The organism is Gracilibacillus kekensis (genome assembly GCF_900143085.1).
GTDB lineage: Bacteria > Bacillota > Bacilli > Bacillales > Amphibacillaceae > Gracilibacillus > Gracilibacillus kekensis.
Window position 1 is genome coordinate 64,897 of the sequence record NZ_FRCZ01000008.1, and the last position, 24,159, is coordinate 89,055.

The 24,159-nt window shown below is 38.6% G+C and carries 22 protein-coding genes; 20 read left to right on the forward strand and 2 right to left on the reverse strand.

The genetic code is table 11. The features are described 5' to 3' along the window. Positions 1-65 precede the first annotated feature (65 nt). The gene (dnaB, locus tag BUC25_RS16775; protein ID WP_073203034.1) at positions 66-1,427 is read left to right on the forward strand and encodes a replicative DNA helicase; all 1,362 of its coding nucleotides are present in this window, start codon (positions 66-68) and stop codon (positions 1,425-1,427) included. A 549-nt stretch (positions 1,428-1,976) separates the two neighbouring features. Here the strand turns inward: dnaB and BUC25_RS16780 are convergent. Continuing rightward, positions 1,977-2,564 carry a TetR/AcrR family transcriptional regulator gene (locus tag BUC25_RS16780; protein WP_073203035.1) on the reverse strand — a complete coding sequence of 196 codons (588 nt, stop codon included), beginning with the start codon at positions 2,562-2,564 and terminating at the stop codon, positions 1,977-1,979. 194 nt (positions 2,565-2,758) lie between these two features. On the opposite strand from BUC25_RS16780, the gene BUC25_RS16785 reads away from it, so the two are divergent. From BUC25_RS16785 to BUC25_RS16860, 16 genes are all read left to right on the forward strand, one after another. Beyond that, entirely contained in the window at positions 2,759-4,384 is a 1,626-nt protein-coding gene (locus tag BUC25_RS16785) for an FAD-dependent monooxygenase (RefSeq protein ID WP_073203036.1), read from the forward strand. 184 nt (positions 4,385-4,568) lie between these two features. Next, the gene (locus tag BUC25_RS16790; protein WP_170862725.1) at positions 4,569-5,501 is read left to right on the forward strand and encodes a phosphate/phosphite/phosphonate ABC transporter substrate-binding protein; all 933 of its coding nucleotides are present in this window, start codon (positions 4,569-4,571) and stop codon (positions 5,499-5,501) included. Between the two features lie 22 nt (positions 5,502-5,523). After that, on the forward strand, positions 5,524-6,294 hold the full coding sequence (gene phnC, locus BUC25_RS16795) for a phosphonate ABC transporter ATP-binding protein (RefSeq protein ID WP_073203037.1): 771 nt from the start codon (positions 5,524-5,526) through the stop codon (positions 6,292-6,294). A gap of 19 nt (positions 6,295-6,313) precedes the next feature. After that, positions 6,314-7,099, forward strand: coding sequence for a phosphonate ABC transporter, permease protein PhnE (gene phnE, locus BUC25_RS16800; RefSeq protein ID WP_244535204.1), 786 nt, complete (start codon positions 6,314-6,316; stop codon positions 7,097-7,099). After that, the gene (gene phnE, locus BUC25_RS16805) at positions 7,096-7,920 is read left to right on the forward strand and encodes a phosphonate ABC transporter, permease protein PhnE (RefSeq protein WP_073203039.1); all 825 of its coding nucleotides are present in this window, start codon (positions 7,096-7,098) and stop codon (positions 7,918-7,920) included. Before phnE (BUC25_RS16800) ends, phnE (BUC25_RS16805) begins: the two co-directional genes overlap by 4 nt. Before the next feature lie 18 nt (positions 7,921-7,938). Next, a complete protein-coding gene (locus BUC25_RS16810; RefSeq protein ID WP_073203040.1) occupies positions 7,939-8,583 on the forward strand; it encodes a DapH/DapD/GlmU-related protein in 645 nt (214 codons plus the stop codon). 22 nt (positions 8,584-8,605) lie between these two features. Further along, positions 8,606-9,316: a GntR family transcriptional regulator gene (locus BUC25_RS16815; protein ID WP_073203041.1), complete on the forward strand. Its 711-nt coding sequence runs from the start codon at positions 8,606-8,608 to the stop codon at positions 9,314-9,316. 107 nt (positions 9,317-9,423) lie between these two features. Further along, on the forward strand, positions 9,424-9,846 hold the full coding sequence (phnG, locus tag BUC25_RS16820; protein WP_073203042.1) for a phosphonate C-P lyase system protein PhnG: 423 nt from the start codon (positions 9,424-9,426) through the stop codon (positions 9,844-9,846). Positions 9,847-9,882: 36 nt separating this feature from the next. Further along, on the forward strand, positions 9,883-10,485 hold the full coding sequence (gene phnH / locus BUC25_RS16825) for a phosphonate C-P lyase system protein PhnH (RefSeq protein WP_073203043.1): 603 nt from the start codon (positions 9,883-9,885) through the stop codon (positions 10,483-10,485). 1 nt (position 10,486) lies between these two features. Continuing rightward, positions 10,487-11,599, forward strand: a complete 1,113-nt coding sequence (locus tag BUC25_RS16830) for a carbon-phosphorus lyase complex subunit PhnI (RefSeq protein WP_073203044.1) — start codon at positions 10,487-10,489, stop codon at positions 11,597-11,599. Continuing rightward, positions 11,589-12,455, forward strand: coding sequence for an alpha-D-ribose 1-methylphosphonate 5-phosphate C-P-lyase PhnJ (locus tag BUC25_RS16835; RefSeq protein ID WP_073203045.1), 867 nt, complete (start codon positions 11,589-11,591; stop codon positions 12,453-12,455). Before BUC25_RS16830 ends, BUC25_RS16835 begins: the two co-directional genes overlap by 11 nt. After that, a complete protein-coding gene (locus BUC25_RS16840; RefSeq protein ID WP_073203046.1) occupies positions 12,448-13,287 on the forward strand; it encodes an ATP-binding cassette domain-containing protein in 840 nt (279 codons plus the stop codon). The genes BUC25_RS16835 and BUC25_RS16840 overlap by 8 nt, the downstream gene beginning before the upstream one ends. 13 nt (positions 13,288-13,300) lie before the next feature. After that, entirely contained in the window at positions 13,301-14,482 is a 1,182-nt protein-coding gene (phnM, locus tag BUC25_RS16845) for a phosphonate metabolism protein PhnM (protein WP_073203047.1), read from the forward strand. Between the two features lie 14 nt (positions 14,483-14,496). Then, entirely contained in the window at positions 14,497-15,219 is a 723-nt protein-coding gene (gene phnL, locus BUC25_RS16850) for a phosphonate C-P lyase system protein PhnL (protein ID WP_073203048.1), read from the forward strand. Then, entirely contained in the window at positions 15,209-15,997 is a 789-nt protein-coding gene (locus BUC25_RS16855; RefSeq protein WP_073203049.1) for a PHP domain-containing protein, read from the forward strand. Before phnL ends, BUC25_RS16855 begins: the two co-directional genes overlap by 11 nt. 217 nt (positions 15,998-16,214) lie before the next feature. Next, positions 16,215-17,501 carry an adenylosuccinate synthase gene (locus BUC25_RS16860; RefSeq protein WP_073203050.1) on the forward strand — a complete coding sequence of 429 codons (1,287 nt, stop codon included), beginning with the start codon at positions 16,215-16,217 and terminating at the stop codon, positions 17,499-17,501. A gap of 173 nt (positions 17,502-17,674) precedes the next feature. Here BUC25_RS16860 and BUC25_RS16865 read toward each other — a convergent pair whose 3' ends face one another. Then, a complete protein-coding gene (locus BUC25_RS16865; protein ID WP_073203051.1) occupies positions 17,675-20,290 on the reverse strand; it encodes a carbohydrate-binding domain-containing protein in 2,616 nt (871 codons plus the stop codon). Positions 20,291-20,638: 348 nt separating this feature from the next. Here BUC25_RS16865 and BUC25_RS16870 point away from each other — a divergent pair, with 348 nt between their 5' ends. The 3 genes from BUC25_RS16870 (at position 20,639) to yycF (ending at position 24,155) form a co-directional block, all read left to right on the forward strand. Further along, entirely contained in the window at positions 20,639-21,610 is a 972-nt protein-coding gene (locus BUC25_RS16870) for a LacI family DNA-binding transcriptional regulator (protein ID WP_073203052.1), read from the forward strand. Between the two features lie 267 nt (positions 21,611-21,877). After that, complete coding sequence (locus tag BUC25_RS16875) at positions 21,878-23,281, forward strand: M23 family metallopeptidase (RefSeq protein ID WP_073203053.1); 1,404 nt, start codon at positions 21,878-21,880, stop codon at positions 23,279-23,281. Positions 23,282-23,450: 169 nt separating this feature from the next. Beyond that, on the forward strand, positions 23,451-24,155 hold the full coding sequence (gene yycF / locus BUC25_RS16880) for a response regulator YycF (protein WP_073203054.1): 705 nt from the start codon (positions 23,451-23,453) through the stop codon (positions 24,153-24,155). Positions 24,156-24,159 lie beyond the last annotated feature (4 nt).

Here is a 24,159-nt window from a genome sequence, read left to right on the forward strand (position 1 = left end):
TAGGGGAGTTTTTCACTTCCCTTTTTCTATAAGATGGTTTAAGGCGTAAGAAGGGGTGCAAGGATATGACAGATGCAATTCAAGGACGGACACCACCACATAATATGGAAGCAGAGCAAGCGGTACTTGGCGCTATCTTCTTAGAACCGGATGCGATCTCGAGTGCTTCTGAGATATTAATTCCAGAGGATTTTTATCGTGCCAGTCATCAGCAGATTTTTCGCGTGATGTTAGAGCTTGCAGATAAAAGTGAACCGATCGATATTGTAACAACAACAACATCTTTGGCGAATACACAACAGTTAGATGACGTTGGTGGCGTTTCTTATTTAAGTGATTTAGCAAGTGCAGTACCTACAGCTGCTAATATGGTATATTATTGCAAGATCGTTGAGGAAAAGTCAATACTTAGAAGGTTAATCCGAACCGCTACAGATATCGTAACTGACAGTTTTTCCAAAGAAGATGAAGTTGAGGAAGTACTGAATGAATCAGAGAAACGTATTCTAGAAGTCTCTAATCGAAAAAACGCTTCTGCTTTTAAAAATATTAAAGATGTCTTGATGGATGTCTATGATAATATCGATCAATTACATAAGAATAAGGGTGAAGTAACGGGAATTGCTTCAGGCTTCCGTGATTTGGATCGCATCACATCAGGATTCCAGCGCAATGACCTCATTATCGTTGCTGCCCGTCCTTCAGTAGGTAAAACCGCATTTGCGTTAAATATTGCACAGAACGTAGCAATCAAGACAGATGAGAATGTCGCTATCTTTAGTTTGGAGATGGGAGCAGACCAGTTGGTTTCCCGTATGTTATGCGCAGAAGGTAACATTGACGCCCAACGACTAAGAACGGGTGCTTTGGAAGAAGAAGACTGGGGACGTTTATCAATGGCAATGGGAAGCTTGTCTAATGCCGGAATTTTTATCGATGATACACCAGGTATTAGAGTAAGTGAGATACGATCTAAATGTCGTCGATTAAAGCAGGAACATGGTCTTGGAATGATTTTAATTGACTATCTGCAACTTATTCAAGGCAGTGTGAATTCAAAAGAAAACAGACAACAGGAAGTATCAGAGATTTCCAGGTCTTTAAAAGGTTTAGCAAGGGAATTAAATGTTCCACTTATTGCCTTATCACAGCTATCTCGTGGTGTGGAATCTCGTCAGGATAAACGACCAATGATGTCCGACTTACGTGAATCAGGAAGTATTGAACAGGATGCGGACATTGTCGGTTTCCTTTATCGTGATGACTACTATGACCAAGAATCAGAAAAACAAAATATCATCGAAATCATCATCGCTAAACAACGTAACGGTCCAGTCGGCACAGTAGACCTCGCCTTCGTCAAAGAATACAACAAATTCGTCGACCTAGACCACCGCTACCAAAACAGCGACGTACCACCAGGGTGAAACACGGGGACGGTTCTCGTGTTTCATCTTTTTCTATGAGTAAAGAAAGCATATAATCCTCGGTATCAACGCTTTTTCAATGTAACTATTTTGAAATATAGTGACTATTAATCTAACGCTTCGGCTGTCCACTTCCCTTTCCATGGCGTTTTCCCTTCAGCTAACTTTTTCGAGCACAAACCGCTCAAAAAAGTGGATCTTCAGGTAAAACAGATGCCATAGGAGTGGAAGCGGACGGCCTACGCTATATGGTGGTTCTACATCCTTTGTGACAGCTAACTTGTCGAGGTTTATTAACAATATGAAATAAAAGTCGTGAAATCACTATTCACACTCATTGTAGCGCATTATTTAGCGGAGGCGGCCACTTCGACTCCTAAGGGATCAGCGTGATCTGAAGATCCACTTTTGTAAAGTGAACTTCTTTACGAAAGTTAGCTGAAGACACGCCCCTTGGAAAGTGAAGTGGGCAAGCCGAAGCGGGTGTTAAATCTATTATCTATTTCAAAATTACTACTAAAAGGACCAGATGGGCTTTCCCGGTTTTTCTTATACGGCATTAATCGGTCCATTCCGTTCTAAAAATGTTAATTGTTTCGCCATATAGTTTGGGGAATAGGTCATTCCATTTTGCACCCAGTATTTGATTAATCCAATACTAGCGGCTGCTACATAATGAACAACAATTTCTCGTGGAACCTTGGCGTTCTTTTCATTTGGAGCCAGTTGTGCTAACGTATCAGCGACAAATTCCTGGATACTAATAGTCATTCGATTCTGAAATAATGTGGTGCCATTTTGACCTAACATGGTTTTAAAAAAAGATTGATGGTCGAATACGAACTGAAAGAGTTGTAAGTATACATTGTTCGTTTCATCTTTATGTGTAACTAATAATTCTTCCCGTTTATGTGGTGCAACGGTTATAATAAGATCTTTTAACATAGTTTCGATAGTTTGTTCTAGTAAATCATATTTATCATGGTAATGCTGATAAAAAGTGACCCGATTTATTTCTGCTTTTTCCGCAAGATTCCCAACTGTTATTGCTTCAAATCCCTTATCCTCAATTAAATCTATTAAAGCCTCTTTTAAAAACTTTCGTGTTTTTTTAACTCTGGGATCCATTTTTTTCATTACACTTTCCCCCTAATTGTTAATTAGTGCAGATAAAATTCACACTACCCTCTTTTGTGTTGTTTTTACTACAAAATACAGAGAATCATCTGTTGTATGGTCGTTATGGTCTATTTATAATTAAATTATACAACACATTGTAGTAAAAATATACACAGTGTAAATTAATTAAGAGGAAAAGAGGGGAAGATACCATGAAGAAAGTACAAACAGATGTAATTGTCGTTGGGGCTGGTCCATCTGGTTTAATGGCAGCGAATCAATTGAGACATTACAAAATCGATTTTGTTTGTATCGAAAAACAAAAAAAGCGCTCCGTATTTTCAAAAGCAATGGGCATTCATGCGAGGACATTAGAGATGTTAGATTTGCTTGGAATTGCTGAGTCATTTATTGAACGTGGTTATCCAGGACATGGTGCAAAACTGTATATGGGCGAAGAAAAGGAATCGGTATTAGCTTTGCATCACATTGAAAGTAGGTTTCCCTATATGCTTGCTATCCCTCAAACAGAAACAGAAGAAATACTTGAAAACCATCTTAATAACAAAGGTGGAACGATTAACAGAGGTGAAGAGCTTATAGATGTGACAAATAGTGATCAAGGTGTATGTGTAAAGGTAGAAAAAGATGGCGAGATAATCGAGTATCAAGGCCAATATTTACTAGCATGTGACGGTGCCCATAGTAAAGTAAGAGAAATATTGGATGTTGAATTTATCGGGGAAAAAGAAGGCAAGACGTTTTTTCTCGGAGACGTAAAAACAACAGCAGTGGAACATTCCATGATCACTGGATTTATTAATGAAAGAGGTGCAATTGTCTTTTTTCCATATTTAAATGGAACATTTCGGGTAGTAGGACTAGATCTTTCTATTCAAGGAAAAAGTCAATTACATGAGAATCTTTCTTTACAAGAGTTAAATCAAAGTATTAATTATGTAACGGCTACACCGATTGATATCAACGATGCAAATTGGCTCACCTACTTTGGAACCGCACATAAACAAGTGAAAAATTATCAAAATGGTCGAGTATTCTTTGTTGGTGATGCAGCTCATATTCACAACCCACTTGGAGGACAAGGAATGAACTTAGGTATTCAAGATGCAGCCAACATTTGCTGGAAACTTTCAACGGTTATAAAGGCTCATGCAAAAACAACCATACTTGAAACCTACGATCAAGAACGACGGCCAATAGCAAAGGATATTTTACAACAGACCAGTCGTTTATTACGGTTTATATCGACAAAAGCAACAGTTGGAAAGATTCGTAATTATTTGACGAAAGGGCTGTTAAACAGTTCCAAAATTCAGTATCATATTGCCAATAATTTATCCCATATTAAATACCATTATGATGTCGCACCCTTTAATAAGAGATTGACAGACTCCCGTTTAAAAATGGGTAGTTTACAAGCAGGTGAAAGAATTCCAGATATCTTATTTTTATATAAAGAGTTACCAGATCTAAGGTTATATAGATTGCTGCAAGAACAGTCATTTCTTTGTTTGGTGTATATGGAAGAACAAACAGAAGATGTCATTCGGTATGCCAACCTATTGGAAGAGCAAATATCCAGTAAATATGGCGATTTAATACAAACATTTCTTGTAGTTAAAGGCGGAGTTCCCAGTATGGGGGGCAATCAATTACCGGTTATTTATGATGTTTACAGGGAATTTGAAAAGAAACTAACGTTACGCAATGGTCATACCATGTTGCTCCGTCCTGATGCACATGTAGGGTTTCATACAATAGCACAGGATAATGATCCACCCCTCACTCACATCCACACGTTTTTTAATAAAGCTTGAAACACGGGGACGGTTCTCGTGTTTCTTTTTTATTGTCAAAGACAAAAATGAAACAGCAGAACCGTCCCCGTGTTTCGCCCGTGTTTCGTTTCTTTACAAAACTTAAAGCGCTATTAACAATACCTTCATGGTACCAAGTTATCGTGGAGTTGTAGAGAAAAAATTGTTCGAGGAGGAGAATGAAATGAGAGTAGTTTTTGAGAAAATGAATAAGTTTGTAGTGTTGTTGATGGTTGTGGGTCTCCTTGTTTTATTAGCAGCTTGTGGAGAGGATGCGGATGCATCGGAAGGTGAGGATGGCTGGCCAGATAAAATTAGCTATGGAGTACTTCCTGGGGAAGAGGATAGCGAAATATCTAGAGCACATGAACTTTTTGTTAAGGATATGTCGGAAGAATTAGGTGTTGAAGTGGAATTGTTTCAAGGAGAAGATTATAACGCAGTCATTGAAGCAATGCGTTCAAAAAAGTTAGATTTAGCGAGTTTTGGACCATTTTCTTACATCATTGCACAAGAGCGCAGTAATGCTGTCCCATTTGCCGTTCGCGCCAAAAGTGAAGAAGATGCCACGTACAATAGCTGGATTGTCGTACCAGATGAGTCGGATGCAGAAACGTTAGAAGATTTAAAGGATAAGACGATTCTTTTTGCAGATCCTGCATCCACTTCGGGTCACTTATTTCCGCGAGGTATCTTCATTGATGAATTGGGACTAAAAAACGACGAAATTGAAAGCTATTTCTCTAGTGTTTCTTTCTCTGGAAGTCATGATAACTCGATTCTTGCTATTGCTGCAGGTGATGCAGATGCAGCGGGTGTTTGTTCCACCTGTGTAGAACGTGCGATTGACGGTGGTATGGTTTCTGAATCGGATTTTCGCATTATTAAAGAATCTGAGCCGATTCCGTCAAGTCCTATCAGCTATAGAGGAGATTTGCCAGAAAGCTTAGTAGAAGCAATTAAGGACTTTGTCTATAACTATGATAATGAGACTTATTTTGAGCAAGCAGGCGATGTAGAGTCACGATATATTCCTGTTGATGAGAGTGATTATGACATCATTCGAGATACGGCTGAGAACTTGGATATGAGTCCAGAGGATCTTTTAAGCAATTAAGAAAGTGAGAGGAGAATAATTAATGAACCCCATTTTACAGATCGAAAATTTGGACAAAGTTTATCCAGACGGAACGGTGGCGCTAAGTAATATAAACTTCAGCGTCTACCCAGGAGAATTCGTTGTTGTTATTGGTCCGAGTGGTGCAGGAAAAAGCACATTACTGCGTTGCATGAACCGTCTTATCGAACCAACAAATGGAAATGTCATTTTCAAGGATAAAAAGATCAATCAGGCGAGCGCAAGACAAGTAAAACAAATTAGACGAGAAATAGGTATGGTATTTCAGAACTTTAATTTAATTGATCGGTTAACAGTATTAAATAACGTATTACACGGTCGTCTCGGTTATACCAATACGATTAAAGGCTCTTTAGGGATATTTAGCAAAAAGGATATTGCGGAAGCGGAAGAAATCCTCGACAGAGTAGGTCTGAAAAAACAAAAATATAAGCGTGCAGATGAATTAAGTGGAGGGCAAATGCAACGTGTTGGTATCTCAAGAGCATTAGCACAAAGGCCACGATTGATTTTGGCGGATGAGCCAATCGCAAGCCTTGATCCCGCCTCTTCGAAAAACATCATGGATCACATTTACAACATTTGTACGGAAGATAAAATCACAGCGATCGTTAATTTACATCAAGTAGAGGTAGCCATTAAATATGCGACAAGAATTATTGGCATTCAAAATGGCGAAGTGATTTTTGATGGACAACCTTCACAATTAACAGACAGGATTATAGATGAAATCTACCATAATAGAAAGCCGCCATTAGTACATGCTCAATAAATGGAAGCGAGTGATAGCGTTGGAAGGAACAAAAGATATAAGACGTCATAAACGGCTGCAAACGATGTTAATTATTCTCCTTGTTATCGGATTAACCGTATGGTCTGCAATAGGAACCGATTTTTCCGTATATGAAGTTTTTTCTGGTGTAGGGCTAATCAGTAATTTTCTGTTTCTCGATCTGCTACCACCGGACGTGACTACTTCAGGCAGTCTACTAGGTGCAATCTTAGAAACACTATATATGGGGTTTGTTGGTATGGTTGTAGGAGCTCTGATTGCATTGATTCTCTCCTTTCTGGCAGCAGGCACCACGACACCACATCCGATCATTCAAGTGGTCGTACGAGCGTTCACTTCTATTATACGAAATATACCTGGATTAATCTGGGCTTTAATTTTGGTAGCTTCTTATGGAATTGGCGTAACCGTAGGGACACTGTCACTTATATTAGGTTCCGTCGGTTTCTTAACAAGAGTATTTGCCGACACGCTTGAAGAAATCGACACAGGAAAAATAGAAGCCCTGAATGCAACAGGCTCAAGTTATTTGCAAGTACTTGCTCAAGGTGTATTCCCACAGTTCATTCCGGGATTTGTGGCATGGTCCTTATACAATTTGGAATTGAATATTCGTGCCTCGACCATCATTGGCATGGTAGGGGGCGGAGGTATCGGGTTTGCTATTCAAAAGGGAATCAAGTTATTTCAGTATAAGGAAGTTAGTATGGCGATCATTCTGGTACTTGTATTAATTCTGTCAACAGAGTTTCTTACAAGTAAGATAAGGGAGCGAATCATATGAGTGAACTGGAGAATCCTAATGAAAATATTTACTCCTTAACTAAAGACGAAGAAGAAATATTGAAACCGAAAAAAGATTTTTTTATCAAAGGTGTCTTGATTTTTGGCGGTTTATTTTTCTTATTTAGCTTATATGAGCTTAATATTGATTATGCCAACTTGCTAGAAGGTACAGGAGCATTTTTCGCTATGTTAATTGATATGTTTCCTCCAAATATCAGTGAGTGGGCCTACGTGTTACCAGCTGCAATCGAATCATTACAAGTGGCCATATTAGGAACCGTTATCGCGGTAGTTATTTCTCTAGTCCTTGCCTTCTTAGCTGCAGAGAATCTAGCTCCTAGTCTATGGGTATCGCGAATTGTAAAGGGATTTGCAACCTTAATGAGGGTTATTCCTACGATTATCTGGGCCTTAATTTTTATCGTGGCAGTCGGGTTAGGACCGTTACCTGGTGTGCTTGCGATAGCGGTTCACAGTTTAGGAATGCTCATAAAAGTATTTGCACAATCGGTGGAAGAAATGGATGAAGGTAAAATTGAAGCTTTAAAGGCATCTGGTGCAGGTTGGATCCAAATCATTGCCCAAGCGGTCATTCCAACGGTTTTGACCGCACTAATGTCCTGGACAATTCTACGTTTGGAAATCGATATTGGCGAATCTACTATTCTCGGATTAGTTGGAGCAGGCGGTATTGGCTGGGAATTAATGCGGGCGATGAGAAGTTATGATTTTAATAGCGCGCTTTTTATCACCATGGTTATTTTTATCATGATCTTTTCGGTAGAAATGCTTAGTAACCGTCTGAAATTAAAAGTGTGAAAATGAGGAGTGTCGAACGTGAATGTAAATACAACCGTTCAAAAAAAATTGACCAAAACACCAACGATACACGCTAACACGAAGATAGTGGATAGCGATATAGGAGAGTGGACCGATATCGGTGAGAACTCCAAAATCATGGAATCCTATTTAGGAGACTATAGCTATACTGCTGGAGATGTGCAAATCATTTATGCGGATATCGGGAAATTTTGCTCGATTGCATCACATGTCCGAGTCAATCCTGGTAATCATCCTACCTGGCGTGTTACCCAGCATCATGCTACTTACCGCAGTGTACAATACGGGTTTGCCGAGCAGGATGATCATGAATTCTTTGATTGGCGTCGCAGTCATCGAGTTACGATCGGGCATGATGTTTGGATTGGCCATAATGCCATTATAATGCCAGGCGTATCGATTGGCAATGGTGCGGTAATCGGTGCAGGAGCCGTTGTAACCAAAGATATTGAACCATATACCATTGCCGTCGGTGTACCTGCCGAGCCGAAAAGTGAGAGGTTCTCACGTCATATTGCGGCACAATTACAAGAGATCGCTTGGTGGAATTGGCCACGAGAAACATTAGAAGAAAGATTTCAGGATCTAAAAGATCTTGACCTGTTTTTAGCGAAATACGCAGAAGAAGCAAGTAGGCATTAGATAGGAGGTAATCGTTATTTCCATGGATAAAGAACTCATCATCCTTGATGAACTTATGCAGCAAATCATAGCTAAAAAGTTTACGTATGGGGAAAAGTTACCTTCCGAGAATGAGCTTGCAGATAAATTTCGGGTACCAAGGACAACCATTCGTCGTGTATTAGCTAAGCTAGAGGAACGTGGATTTATCTATTCACAACGCGGTGTAGGACGATTTTTAAAAGAGGAATCTTTTCAGGTTCAATTGAATTTAAACGGGAAGACAAGTTTTACAGAAAAAATGAAACAATCTGGACATCCCTTAATCACACGTAATATTGGCTGCCAAAAGATGGAGTATGATAGTCAAATCTATCAATATTTGCACGCAAATAGAGAAGATAATGTCTATCAAATTAGCAGATTACGATATATCCAGGAGGAGCCAATTGCAATACATACCTCCTATCTAAACGAAACACTTTTTCCAAATATTGCTGAAGATGGACCAACCATTGAATCCATGTTTTCTTATTATCGACAACTGGGGTATAAATCGCTTACGAATAGAGATAGCTTGCTAAGTGTTACGTTTCCCACTTTAGCAGAACAGCAATTACTTTCATGTAAAAGCATGGAACCGTTAATCATGATTGAGAGCATTTGTTTAGATGTTGAAACAGACAAAGTATTGGAACGAACAAAAGTTTTGTATCGGAGTGATAAATTTAAATACAAACTTTCGGAAAGATAAATTAGTAGTTTTTATATGTAAAACAGTTTTACATATTCTTTACATTTTTATCAAAGACAGCAACTTGGCAACAAGATATCCTTTGTTTGTAAGGAGGGTGGATCAAAATGAAAAGAAAACAAAGAACTGAAATATTAATTCAGGATGGTGGATCGTTAGCGGAAGAATTAGCAAGTACTATCACAGCAAATTATAACTATCTTGAGATTATAAAACCACAGTACGGAATGACCATGATCAAAATGAGAGAAACAGCAAAAAAATCGTTGTTTTATCTCGGTGAGGTATTGATTACAGAATCAAAAGTTGAAATTGAACAGACAATTGGTATTGGTATTGTCATTGGTATGGAAAAGGAATTGGCGAAGCATTTAGCAATCATCGATGCAGCATATCGAGCAGATTTACCTGAAACAAAAGACTGGGATACTCAGTTGATTGAGAAAGGAAAACAAATCACTGCACAACGAGCTAAGGAACAAGCTGAATTATTCCGATCAAAAGTTAATTTTGAAACGATGGAAGTTTAATTAGGTGAGATACTATTCAATTTTCGAGGTGAAATAATGGCTATTGATCAAGTACATGATTTACAGCAAGTTTACCGAAATTTGTTGGATTGCATGGCGCGACCTGCAACGATTAGGAAAGTAGAACAAACAACAGGATTATCGGAAGAGCAGCTCCCGTGTAATGAAGCACTCTTTCTATGTGCATTAACCGTACTAGATGCAGAAGTAAGTTTTTGTATCCTAGCAGTTGATGGTAAAACCGAAAAATTGGCAGAGATGATTACGTCTTATACCTTGGCTCGTGAGACATCGATGGAACAAGCAGATTTTATCATCGTTTTGCAAGACGCAGTAAAAGATCAAGTTCATAAAACACTGTCTGTATGTAAAATGGGAAATCTCATTAACCCACAACAATCCGCCACATGGATGATAGAAGTGGAAAATCTGTCAAATAACGGCGGTTTAACACTGCATGGACCAGGAGTCAAACAGTTTAAACAACTTCAAACCGGATGTTCGGATACATTTTGGCAAACAAGAAATCGCAAAGTGAAAGAGTATCCATTAGGTATCGATCTTATCTTTGCAGATCAATTGAACCAAATCTCCTGTGTTCCGCGAACGACGTCTGTAGAGCTAACGGAGGTGAGCTAATATGGGCTATGTGGCGGTAAAAGGAGGTACACAAGCGATAGAGGCGTCGATCGATCGATTGAAATATGATCGACTGAAAGGAAATGAAATTGTAGAGATTAATACCATCTTAGCTACAATGCGCAACCTGGTAGATCAGGTCATGTCTGAAGCTAGTCTTTATGCACCATTTCTAGCAGCACTGGCGATAAAACAAGCAGGCGGAAGTATGGAAGAAGCGGTTTTCTTAATGAGAGCCCATCGTTCCACACTTCCTCGCAGTTATTATAGTGAGACAGTGGAAGTCGAGGAGATGTTTGTCGAAAGAAGGGTTTCAGCCAGTTTTAAAGATATTCCCGGAGGACAATTACTTGGCGCCACGAATGATTACACCCATCGACTACTTGATTTTAGTTTAGTAGAGGAGACTTTGGAAGAAAATAAGCAATGGTTGTCCGACTATCAGAAAGAATTGGAAAAGATAGAGGCAAGCGAGGTGCACTATTTTCCAAAAGTGGTCGATTATTTGCGAGCGGAGGGGTTATTTGATACTTATCCGTTAGATAACACTTCTCCCAAGGATGTTACAAAGGAAAGTATCCAATTCCCAACAGGCAGAAGTGAACGGCTGCAAGTGCTAACCCGTGGCCAAACAGGTGCTGTCACCGCTTTAGGATATGCGTCATTACGCGGCTATGGTCAGGTCCATCCAACGATTGGAGAAGTACGCGTCGGTGATGTACCGATTCACGTGAAACATCCTTATGAAAAAAATCAAGATGAAGAAGACAATTTCTATATAGGCGAAATCAAAGTCACAGAAGTAGAATCCTTTGTACCCGTCCCTGTAAAAAAGACGAATGGAAATGAAGAGCTTGAATTTGATATTGGTTATGGTATTAGTTTTGGACAGAATGAAACGAAAGCAATAGCGATGAGTATTCTCGATCAATGTCTAGAATCACCTCATGGTGAGTTTCCTACCCATGATGAAGAATTTGTCTTATTGCATATTGATTCCGTTGAAGCAACTGGCTTTATTTCTCATTTAAAGTTACCACATTATGTAACGTTCCAATCTAAATTAGATAGTATCCGCCAAGTAAAGAAGGGAGGAAAAGTCGATGCAGACTAAGCCACATTTCGCTTTTTTTGATGAGGGATCGAAAAAGGAAATTCGACGGGCGACATTAAAAGCAGTAGCCATTCCAGGATACCAGGTTCCATTCGCATCAAGGGAAATGCCAATTGCCCGTGGCTGGGGAACAGGTGGTTTACAACTTACTCTTTCCCTGATCGGAAAAAAGGATGTTTTGAAAGTGATCGATCAGGGGGCAGATGAATCCGTAAACGCTGTAAGTATCAAGAAATTAGTAAGGCATACGACAGGTGTAGCCTTAACCGATCAGACAGCAGAAGCCAACATTATTCAATCCCGTCATCGTATTCCTGAAGAGCCTTTACGTGATGATCAAATACTCGTGTTACAAGTACCAAATCCTGAACCTCTCAGAAAAGTTGATGCTAGAGAATATATGACAAAAAGAATGCATGCGGAAGATGATTACAGTGGTGCATGGTTAATTTTATTCGAGCAAATCATTAAGTACCAAAAGATGACAACTGGTGCTGCTCATCCTGTATACGTCAATGGTCGATATGTTATGGCACCAAGCCCAATCCCGAGGTTTGATAATCCTAAAATGCATGCTTCCGACGCACTAATTCTATTAGGTGCAGGTAGGGAAAAGAAAATTTATGCAGTTCCTCCTTATACCAAAGTGGAATCATTAGCTTTTGAGGATTTTCCTTTTACAAAAGAGTCGTTTCAAGGAAAACAATGTAACCTGTGTGGAGCAGAAGATGTTTTTCTAGACGAAATCATCAATCAGGCTACAGGAGATCGAATCTACCAATGTAATGACACAAGTTATTGTGTAGATAGATTAAATCATAGCGAAGAAAAAGAGGTGGAAAACAGCTATGCGTGAACAACCGATTCTAGAAGTGAGGAACCTGCAAAAACAATTTGGAGAAGGTTGCCGGCATTGTTTAGATCCTGAAACGAGACAGCTTGAGAAAAATTTCTGCTCGTATTGTGGGACGGTATATGCTGTTCATGATGTCTCTTTTGACTTGTATCCTGGAGAAGTGTTAGGTGTAGTTGGTGAAAGTGGCAGTGGGAAGTCAACGATGCTTCAAGGTTTATATTTTGATACAGATCTCGCCTCTGGAGAGGTATATATAAATGAGCCAATGTTAGCCGGTCAAAATGTATTAACATTATCTTCTCAACAAAAACGATATATTCGAAATTACATCTACGGCATGGTCTATCAAAACCCGCTTGATGGATTGAAGATGAAGTTTTCTTCGATTGGCAATATCGCCGAAAAAATGATCGCAGCAGGAAGCAGACATGTAGGAGATATTGAAGCAAGAAGTAAGACATTGCTGGAAGATGTTCATATTCCTTTGCGGCGAATGAAAGAAGAACCTCGAAATTTTTCGGGAGGGATGCAGCAAAGAGTTCAAATCGCCAAAGCACTTTCTAATAATCCTCCAATTTTATTCCTGGACGAAGTAACAACCGGTCTTGATTTGTCGGTGCAAGCAAGTGTATTAGATCTGATCAAACAAATTCAGCGGGAATTACACATTAGTATGATTGTTGTATCACATGATCTTGCTGTGATTCGAATGCTTGCAGATCGTTCGATCGTTATGCTCAATGGCACAATTATCGAAAAGGGTTTAACCGATCAAATATTAGAAGATCCGCAACATGAATATACACAACAGCTCGTTTATTCACTATTATAGGAGGTCGTTTGCGTTGTACATTATTCATAATGGGAAGGTTGTTACAGAAGATGCAATAATAGAAGATCATGCAGTTCTCGTAAAGAAGGAGAGAATCCAGGCCATTATTCATCAGGATCAAGTAGGAATCTATCCGGAAGCGAAACGGATTGATGCGAGAGGTGGTTATATCTCGCCTGGTTTTATCGATATCCATTCCGATTATATTGAAACGGTCGCGTCTCCACGGCCCTCCAGTGTAATGGATTTTAATTTAAGTATAAGAGAAGCTGAAAAAATACTGATCAACCAAGGGATCACCACCATGTTTCATTCATTGTCGTTCTATCGAAAGGATAAAATCACTCGTAAACATGTTCGTTATCCCGATAACATGCAAAGAATGATTGATACCATTCATGATACCCATCAGCAATTACACATGATCCGACACCGGCTGCATGCTCGGTTTGAGATGGATAATATTGAAGGTATTGATCTATTGATTGACAATATTAAAGCAGATAAAGTGCATTTGTTATCGTTTATGGATCATACACCAGGACAAGGACAGTATCGAAATTTAGAAGTCTACCGGGAAAACATTAAGGGTCATCGTAACATTTCAGACGAAGAAGTAAACGTATTATTAGCTGAACGAAAAAGTACCGAATTGCTAACAATCGAAAAAATAACCGAGGTAGCAGAGCTTGCTCAAGCGAAAGGGATTGCCATTGCTTCCCATGATGATGATAATGTCAAAAAGTTAGAGTTAGTAAAATCTTTCGGAACAACGATTAGTGAGTTTCCAATCACACTGGAAATAGCGAGAAAAGCAAAAGCGCACGGCTTTTATACGATAGTCGGAGCACCGAATGTCTTATTAGGAGGTTCGCACTCTGGTAATCTATCTGCAGCAGAAGCGGTGGAATATGGGTATGCAGATATATTGTGCAGTGATTATTATCCGGCCGCGCTGATTCATGCAATCTTTGATCTTCATGATCAGAAAGCAGTAGATTTACACAAAATCTTTATGATGGTGACGTTAAATCCAGCCCAAGCAGTAGGTCTCGATAATGAATTAGGATCGATAAAAGCAGGGAAAAAGGCAGATCTGTTAGTCATTGAGCGTATGGAAGATGGTTATCCAATGTTAACGGCAACAATGGTTAATGGAGAATTAATAACAACGACGAACTATCGTATTCAATAAAGGGAGGTATTCGGGTGACGATGCTTGAAATCAAAGGGTTTGGTAAATCTTTCACCATTCATCACTTACATAAAACAATTCCAGCTGTTTCTCCTATCGATTTGAAGGTGGAAGCGGGAGAATTTGTTGGTATTGTTGGGAAAAGCGGGAGTGGGAAATCTACCATTTTAAAAAGTATTTACCGTACCTATTTACCATACACTGGAGAAATTAACTATTCCTCAGCACATTTTGGAACAATAGATTTATCGAAAGCAACCGAACGGCAAATGCTTTATTTACGAAAGAACGAAATCGGATATGTCTCCCAGTTTTTAAATGTAATGCCACGAACCAGCTGCCGCCAACTGGTACAAAACGCTTTATTAGAAATGGGAGAACCTAAAGAATCAGCCAAACATCAAGCGGAAGAGGCTTTACAACATTTTGAAATGGACCCGGCATTATGGGACAGTTATCCAAAAACGTTTTCCGGTGGTGAGAAGCTGCGCTTAAATATTGCGATGGCAACCGTAAAAAAACCAAAGTTATTGTTGTTAGATGAACCGACAGCAAGTTTGGATCATCATTCAAAAATCAAAGTGCGTGAAATGATTGAAAAATTAAAACGTCAAGGAACTACCTTGGTTGGTATCTTTCATGATATAGAGTTTATGGAAGGACTATGTGATAAAGTTTTTGATATGAAAGATGGCCAATTAGCGTCATCCTTAGAGGGCGTTGTAAATGAAGGCTGATTTGCATGTGCATAGTTATTATTCCGATGGCTCTGATTCCGTAGAAAAAATAATGCAGAAGGCTTCACAGAATAAACTAACACACATCAGCTTTGTCGATCATGATACGGTTGATGGTTGGTCAGAGAAGCAATCTGTTGGTCAAAAGTTGGACATTCAGGTGATACCAGGTATCGAGATTTCAGCTTATGACTTTAAGCGACACCGGAAAGTACATATATTAGGGTACCAATTCAAACCAGAAGCTCCAAATATTAAATCTCTTTGTAATCCTTTATTACAACGAAGACAACATAACTCCCTTTGGCAAATGGAACAAATACGTGGATTGGGGTATGAGTTAGATACGGAAACCATTACGAAAAAAGTGCATCCATCGCCTGCCATATACAAACAACACATAATGAAGCAGCTAACAGAGGCAAGCTATACAACGAAAGAGTACAAACAATTATATAAACTCTTATTCAAAGGGAATGGTATTGCCGCGAGAGACATAGAGTATGTCGATGTGTTTGATGCTGTTCAAGCAATTGTTGCAGATGGAGGAGTTGCGGTATTGGCACATCCAGGTCAGCTTAATTCCTATGAATTGGCACCAGAACTGGCAGACGCTGGTTTAAAAGGGATAGAATTAATCCACCCAGATCATACCAAAGAAGATCACCAGCGAATTAAAGAACTATCCACCAAACATAACCTCATTCTAACAGGCGGAACAGACTATCACGGCACAAACGGAATTGACATTCAAATCGGGGACCTCATCAGCCCCTAAAATGAATGAAACACGGGGACGGTTCTCGTGTTTCATTTTTTTGTCAAAAATGAAACAGAAGAACCGTCCCTCTGTTCACCCGTCCCTCTGTTTCACGAACGATAATGGTGATAAATAGTAAAATGTTCGTATATAAAATTGACATTGCTCGTTATCGTTGGTAAAATTAGTTTGGAATGATTGAAATGAATAAATTGATAAGGCGGAGGTGCCGTTTATGTCTTCAGTAGTCGTTGTTGGTACACAATGGGGAGACGAAGGAAAAGGTAAAATTACAGATTTTCTTTCACAAAACGCAGAGGTAGTAGCACGTTATCAAGGTGGAAATAATGCAGGACATACCATAAAATTTGATGGTATTACATATAAACTACACTTAATTCCTTCTGGGATCTTTTTTGATGATAAAGTATGTGTACTTGGAAATGGAATGGTTATTGATCCAAAGGCAATGGTCGAAGAATTAAAATACTTAGATGACAAAGACGTAAGTACAGATAATTTACGAATCAGTAACCGTGCCCATGTTATATTACCTTACCATTTAAAACTAGATATTTTACAAGAAGAAGATAAAGGTGTAAACAAAATTGGAACAACACGCAAAGGGATCGGTCCTGCTTACATGGATAAAGCTGCACGTGTTGGAATTCGTATTGCAGATTTACTAGATAAAGAAGCTTTCCGTGAAAAATTAGAAAGCAATCTAAAAGAAAAGAATCGTCTGTTTGAAAAAGTGTATGAAACAGAACAAATTCAAGTAGAAGAAATTCTGGAAGAGTATTATGAGTATGGACAGCAATTGAAAAAATATGTAGTAGACACATCGGTTGTGTTAAATGACGCACTAGATGATGGACGTCGTGTGCTATTTGAAGGTGCACAGGGCGTTATGCTGGATATTGACCAAGGGACCTATCCTTTTGTTACTTCGTCAAACCCGATTGCAGGTGGTGTAACGATAGGTTCAGGTGTAGGACCGTCCAAAATTGATCATGTCGTAGGTGTATCAAAAGCATATACAACGCGTGTTGGTGACGGACCTTTCCCAACTGAATTGCATGATGAGGTAGGCGATCAGATCCGTGAAGTAGGTAATGAATATGGAACAACAACAGGCCGTGCTCGTCGTGTTGGCTGGTTTGATAGTGTCGTTGTACGCCATGCTCGCCGCGTAAGTGGTATTACAGATCTTTCATTAAATTCTATTGACGTTCTAACGGGAATTGAGAATTTAAAAATCTGTACTGCCTATAAATATAAAGGCGAAATCATGGAAGAATTTCCGGCTAGCTTAAAGGTATTAGCAGAATGTGAACCAGTATACGAAGAGTTACCAGGCTGGACAGAGGATATTACAGGAGTAAAAAGCCTGCACGAGCTACCAGAGAACGCCCGTCATTACTTGGAACGAATTTCACAGTTAACAGGTATTCCACTTTCTATTTTTTCTGTGGGTCCTGATCGTTCTCAAACAAATATCGTAAGAAGTGTGTATAGTTAATAAAGTGAGACTTCTATCAGTGGGAGTTTTTACTCCCGCTGATTGTTAGCGATACTTATCGTCCGTTTACCCTCGTGATAAAAGAACAAAAGAAAAAGTCACTCCAAACTAATAGAGTGACTTTTTTATATACTTAGCATTAAAAGGATAAATTGGCGAGAGTCTTTTCTTTTTTAGTGGAGACGCTTCCTTCGTCTATTTAGCATATAAGCAGAAATCCCAGTTACCATTAAAAGGAATCCTGCTAACAACATATTAAACGAATTCGTAGATGTGTCAGGGAGCTTATCTCCGGAGGACTCATCTTTAGTACTATTTTTATCACCGTCTCCCGAACCAATATCCTGATTATCATCGTTATTGCCATCTCCAGAGTCAGAGCCATCGTCCTCATCGTTGTTGCCATCTCCAGGGTCAGAGCCATCGTCCTCATCGTTATTGCCATCTCCAGAGTCAGAGCCATCGTCCTCATTATTATTGCCTTCTCCAGGATTAGTGCCATCATCCCCATCATTGTTACCATCTCCAGGATCAGAGTTATCATCCATCGACTCAAAACGAACATTATCCACATACATTCTTCCAGCAAAATCGCTCTCAACGTCTGCAAATATCAATAACATATTCCGCAAAAATGTATCTGGTTCTAAATTTTCAATATCGCTTACATTCAAAACGACTTCATATTGATATAACCCATCACTGGTATTGGTTACATCCTCTAATTCTTCCAATGCTATGTTAAAGGTATCGGAGGATTGTGCCCAATAACCTAATGCTTCTGGTTGGAATACTAAATTAATTTCGATTTCACCCTCTGTTGCACGAGTAGGTTCAAGGTACAGATCAAATGCAACATGATCATGATCACCTAAATAAAGCTCGTCATACCAAAAGTCCAGTCGTGGAGCGGAAGCCCAATTATCATCTGGTTTTACTTCTGGATAACCAAATTCCCATGATAGAGCATTGGAGCCGTTTGCTTCTTCAATTGTTAAAGCCGTTTTTACACCTGAATCAGCGGCCCACTCCCAGCCATCACGTGTTCCGCTTTCAAAGTCAGACGGTAAGCTAGCTTCCCCCTTCTCATCATGGATAACAGGTATCTCTACTTTTTTACCGGAAACTGCGATGTTATCTAAATAAATAACATTTGCGTTTTCCGTACCCACGAATAAAATAATATTATTCATTGTATTGTCTGCCTCATTGGTAGCGATTGTTTCCAATGCAGGTGCATCTTCCTTTGTAATCGTTAAAGAAGCCTTAAAGCGATCTCCATCAGCTACAAAATCGTCTTCACTCACTTGAACGGCCCGGTTAGGGTTAACCCAGCTTGCAGCAGGTCCTTGCGGAATAGCAGCAATGGAAACCGTAGCAGGTTCATCCACAATAACATCCATCGTTAATGTTTCAGCTCCAAGGATGTTGACTGAGTCACCCCAACTGTCAGCAGATAGTCGAGCATTTGCCCAGAAATTACCTTCGGAAGTATCATTACTTTCATCTAAGCCTTCAATCCGTAATGCACCATTCTCATTACTAACATTAATATCCTGAATTGGACTGTCACCGTTTACGCCAAATCCGCCAGTTGTTCCATCATCAAAATCCCACACAGACAGGGAATAGGCATCCCGGTCAATTGGTTCATAAGGTATACCTTTTATACGGGCACGTATATATTCACCAGAAACACTTAACTCTTCTGTTGCCCACTTTTGGTCATCTCCCGGGTCAAGATCAGTAGCTACTGTTTCACCTAGCTGAAAGGGAGTAAACGAACCGGATGTCTCATTTTTATTTGTCAAAGACCAGTTAACCCAGCTCACGTTATTTTCATTTAAAAACTGAATCCACTCATCAGCCTCTTCTAAAAAAGGCCCGCCATTGCCATTCGCTTCACTGGTTCCCCATTCAGATACGAATATAGCAATATCATTTTCTAATGCATAGCGAGCGTTACTCATCACATTAGTTCTATCTGAGCTATCAGCTGCAGGGAAATGAGATCCAGAATAGAAATGTACAGTATAGATGGTATTATCATCATCGATTGGATCATCTGCAGCCAAGTCAGGACGTTGACTCCAGTTTGGACTACCCACAATGACAAGGTTTTCATTATTAGTTTCACGAAGCATGTCTACAATCGGTTGCGCATAGTCTTTCACTTTCTTCCATCCAGCTTCATCATTTGTAAGCCCTGGTCCACCAGTACTGTTACTACTAGGTTCGTTAGCTAACTCATAAATAATATGTGGGTCATTTGGATAAAGCTCTGAGATTTCCTTGAAAAAATCCATTGCTCCATTGTACACATCTGCATTTGGATCTCCTGGAGCATGAACATGCCAATCAACAATCACATACATATCATGCGCCTTCGCAAGCTCTATCCCTTCGATGACTCTTTGTTTTATGACATCTGGATTGGAGGCGTAACCTTCCTCCCCTACATACATTGCAAGACGGATAACATTAGACTCCCAATCATTTGATAAGGCAGCAAATGCATTATTATTGATAATTTCAGGAAACCATTGTAAACCATGTGTACTCATACCTCGTAATTGAATAGGGTTTCCGTTCTCATCCCCCAATGTTTTCTGTCCATTATGATCTATGATTTGAAGGGCTCCACCTTCAGAAGGTTTGGTGGCAGTATTTACGATTAATTGGTCTAAATGTGTATCGGCAGTTAATATTTTTGGAACGAAAAAAACAGAGCCTATGACGGAAAAAGCGATAGCAGTTAAAAGAAAGCGCTTTAATGAGTAGCCATTCATAAAAATCCTCCTTGTTATTTAATTGTTCATAAACATTCTTTATTCTGTATGTTCTTAGGATGTATTTAAACAAAATAAACCATCCTTTCTTTTAATATTTTCGAAAGTTTTCGTAATTCTAATTAAAAAATTAGAAAAACAAGGAAATTAATAATCAAAATAATAATACCAGCCCTATGATTGAACGTCAATAGAATATCGTTAAAGATATAGCAATTAAAGTGTTTGTTGAGGAATTTGTAAAAGATAATAAATAGATTGTATAATAAACATATACAGACAATGAAGATAATAGATTTAACGAAAATTTTCGTAAGCTATTTACAATATAACCAGGGAAGGAAAATCATGAAAATTACAATTAAAGAAATAGCAAAAAAAGCGGGTGTTTCTACGGCAACAGTTTCAAAAGTTATCCATAACTATCAGGATGTTGGAGAAAATACACGTTTAAATATCATAAGAATTATGAACGAAACAGGTTATCAAGTTAAAACTAGAAAAGTCATTGGTGTAATTTACGGGATTCATGTTAATTATAACCATCCTTTCTTTTCAGAAGTGATGAACAGTTTTAGTAAACAGATGGGTGAATTAGGGTATGATCTGATGTTTTTTACAGGTGAAGACATAGATGATTATTATAAAAAATGTAAAGAGGCCCAAGTCGATGGTTGCGTGATTTTAGGTGGAGACGAGATAAAGCATTCGATCCGCAGTTTAGATAAAAGTGATATACCTTGTATTGGAATTGACATCGAATTGACCGGGAAAAAATCGGGTTATATTATGGCTGATAATATAAAGCTGGGAAAAATGGTTGTCGAACACTTTTACTTATTAGGTCATCGTAATATCGGATATATTGGTGGGCTGCCAGATACGATCATAGGAAGTCACCGAACGCAGGGCTTTATTCAGGCGATGTCGGATTTTGGTCTGTCCTTGAATCAAAATTGGATTCACCATGGAGATTTTACTAAAAATAGTAGCTATCTATTTATGAAAGAGTTGTTAAAGGATAATGAGTTACCCAGTGCCATATTTGTTGCCTCAGATGTAATGGCAATGGGGGTTATCGAGGCCATGGAAGAAACAAAACTAGCGGTTCCAGAAGATATAGCAGTGATTGGGTGCGATGATATTGAACTAAGTAAATATATTAATCCACCTTTAACAACGATTAGACAAGACAAAAGCAAGGTGGGCCGGCTGGCATCTCTCATGCTCGTTGATTTAATGAATGGCGTGTTAGACTCTAGTTCGGTCATGGTAGAATCTGATTTAGTAGTTCGTCAATCTTGTGGAGGTAGAAAGTGAGAGTTTCAGACTCTCGCTATGCTCTAAGAAATATATCAGGATGTTAGAAATAAAGATATCTATTACTCTATGTAATCCCTGGAATATTACAATCCGTTCGCTTTTGACATCTTTATGTAAAATTATGGCTTTTTTTATACAGTTTTATTACATTACTATTAAAATCATTTTATCCTAGTTTAACTTATGATAGATTAGGTAAGGTAGAAAACTCGAATTAAAGATAATATAAAAAAGAACGTTTTGGGGTTATAGGAGGAAGTAGGTATGCGAAGTAGTGTTAAAGGGTTCGTCAAGGGCTTATCAATTGCTGGTGTGGTTGCAGCAGGTTTAACGTCACAGGTTGTCTTAGCAGATGAGGCAGACTTAAGTAATGTTTATCATGTTTATGTAGATAATGAACATGTAGGTATTGTCGACAACAAAAGTGTTGTAGAAAGTTATATTTCTGATAAAATCACTAAACATCAAGAAGATAATGATTATACATATACAGTCAACGAAGAGATTACTTATGTTACAGAGCAAGTATTTTCATCCAAAGAAGACAATCAGGAAGTATTAAATTATCTAAAGGATGAACTCACAGTAGGTGTTGAAGCAGAAGCTTTAAAGATAGGCGACGAAGTAATTGGTTATTTTTCAGAAGATGAAAAGGCAAACCAAGTGATTCAAGCCTATAAAGAAAAATTCGTTAGTGCGGATGTTCTCGAAAAATTAGATAGCGAAACAGAAGATACGGAACCATTATCTGTAGGTGATTCTAATATTATAGACGTATCACTAACAGAAAAAGTTACACTTGAAGAAGAAATAGTAGCAGAAGATAAAGTTTTATCCGTTGAGCAGGGGATCACTTTATTAGAAAAAGGAACGTTAGAAGACAAGAAACATGTGGTGGATGCTGGAGATGTTTTAGGGTCTATTGCAAGCCAATATGATCTGTCATTAGATGAATTATTAGAACTTAACCCAGATTTAAATGAAGACTCGTTGATCCAAATCGGTGATGAGCTTCAGGTGACATCCTATGAACCATTTGTAGAAGTAGTCGTTGTAGAAGAAAAATTAGAAGAAGATGAAATTGCCTATGAAACAGAAGTAGAAGAATCTGAAGAGATGTATAAAGGTGAAGAAGAGGTAAAACAAGAAGGTGAAAATGGTACTGTTGAAACACATTACCGAATTGAAAAAATTAATGGTAAAAGTGTAGATATGGAGATCGTTGAAGAAAATATAACAAAGGAACCTACTAAAAAGATAGTTGTAAAAGGAACAAAAGTCGTTCCATCACGTGGTTCCGGCCAATTCGTACGGCCCGCAGTTGGTGGTTATATCTCCAGTCATGTTGGCGAACGTTGGGGTTCTTACCACAAAGGAATTGATATTGCTGGTGTAAGTGATCGCTCAATTTTAGCAGCAGATAATGGTACAGTTACCTCTGCTGGATGGGACGATGGCGGTTATGGTAATAAAGTTGTTATTAATCACAACAATGGCTATCGTACAATTTATGCACACCTGGCATCAATTAATGTTTCATCAGGTCAGGTAGTAGAAGCCGGACAAAAAATTGGTGTTATGGGTACTACTGGATTCTCTACAGGTATTCATTTACACTTTGAAGTTTATAAAGATGGTTCACTAGTAAATCCAGCTAATTTATTTTAACTCTATATGATATATACCCAAAACTAAATATATTAAAACCCTTGTTACAAAAAAAGTAGCAAGGGTTTTTTTCAAATAAAACACCATACGGTACGATAAGACATTTTTGCTATTTTCGGTTAGAATAGAACATAAGAAAAAAATTAAATTTTAAAAAGGACGTGCTTTTATGAGCCAAAAAATATTAGTTGTAGATGACGAAAAGCCGATTGCAGATATATTAAAATTCAATCTCGAAAAAGAAGGTTATGAAGTTTTATGTGCTTATGACGGAGATGAAGCCATTGAATTAGCAACAACTAAAGATCCTGATTTAATTCTATTAGATATTATGCTACCAAATAAAGACGGCAATGAAGTATGTCGTGAAGTCAGAAAAACACATAGTATGCCCATCATTATGCTAACAGCGAAAGACGCTGAGATCGATAAAGTATTAGGACTGGAATTAGGAGCAGATGACTACGTAACAAAGCCGTTTAGTAACAGAGAGCTAGTGGCAAGGGTTAAAGCAAATTTAAGACGCTTGCAAGTAGAACCAGCCAATCCAAAAAGGGATACAAAAGATATTTCGATCGGAACACTGGTGATTCATCCAGATGCCTATACCGTTACAAAAGATGGTGAGTATATCGAATTAACACACCGCGAATTTGAATTACTCCATTATCTAGCTCGTCACATTGGACAAGTCATGACAAGAGAACATTTACTGGAAACCGTTTGGGGCTATGATTATTATGGTGATGTTCGAACGGTAGATGTTACCGTCCGAAGACTACGTGAAAAGATTGAAGATAATCCAAGTAATCCATTATGGATCGTGACAAGAAGAGGTGTCGGCTATTATTTACGAAATCCTGAACAGGAGTAATGTC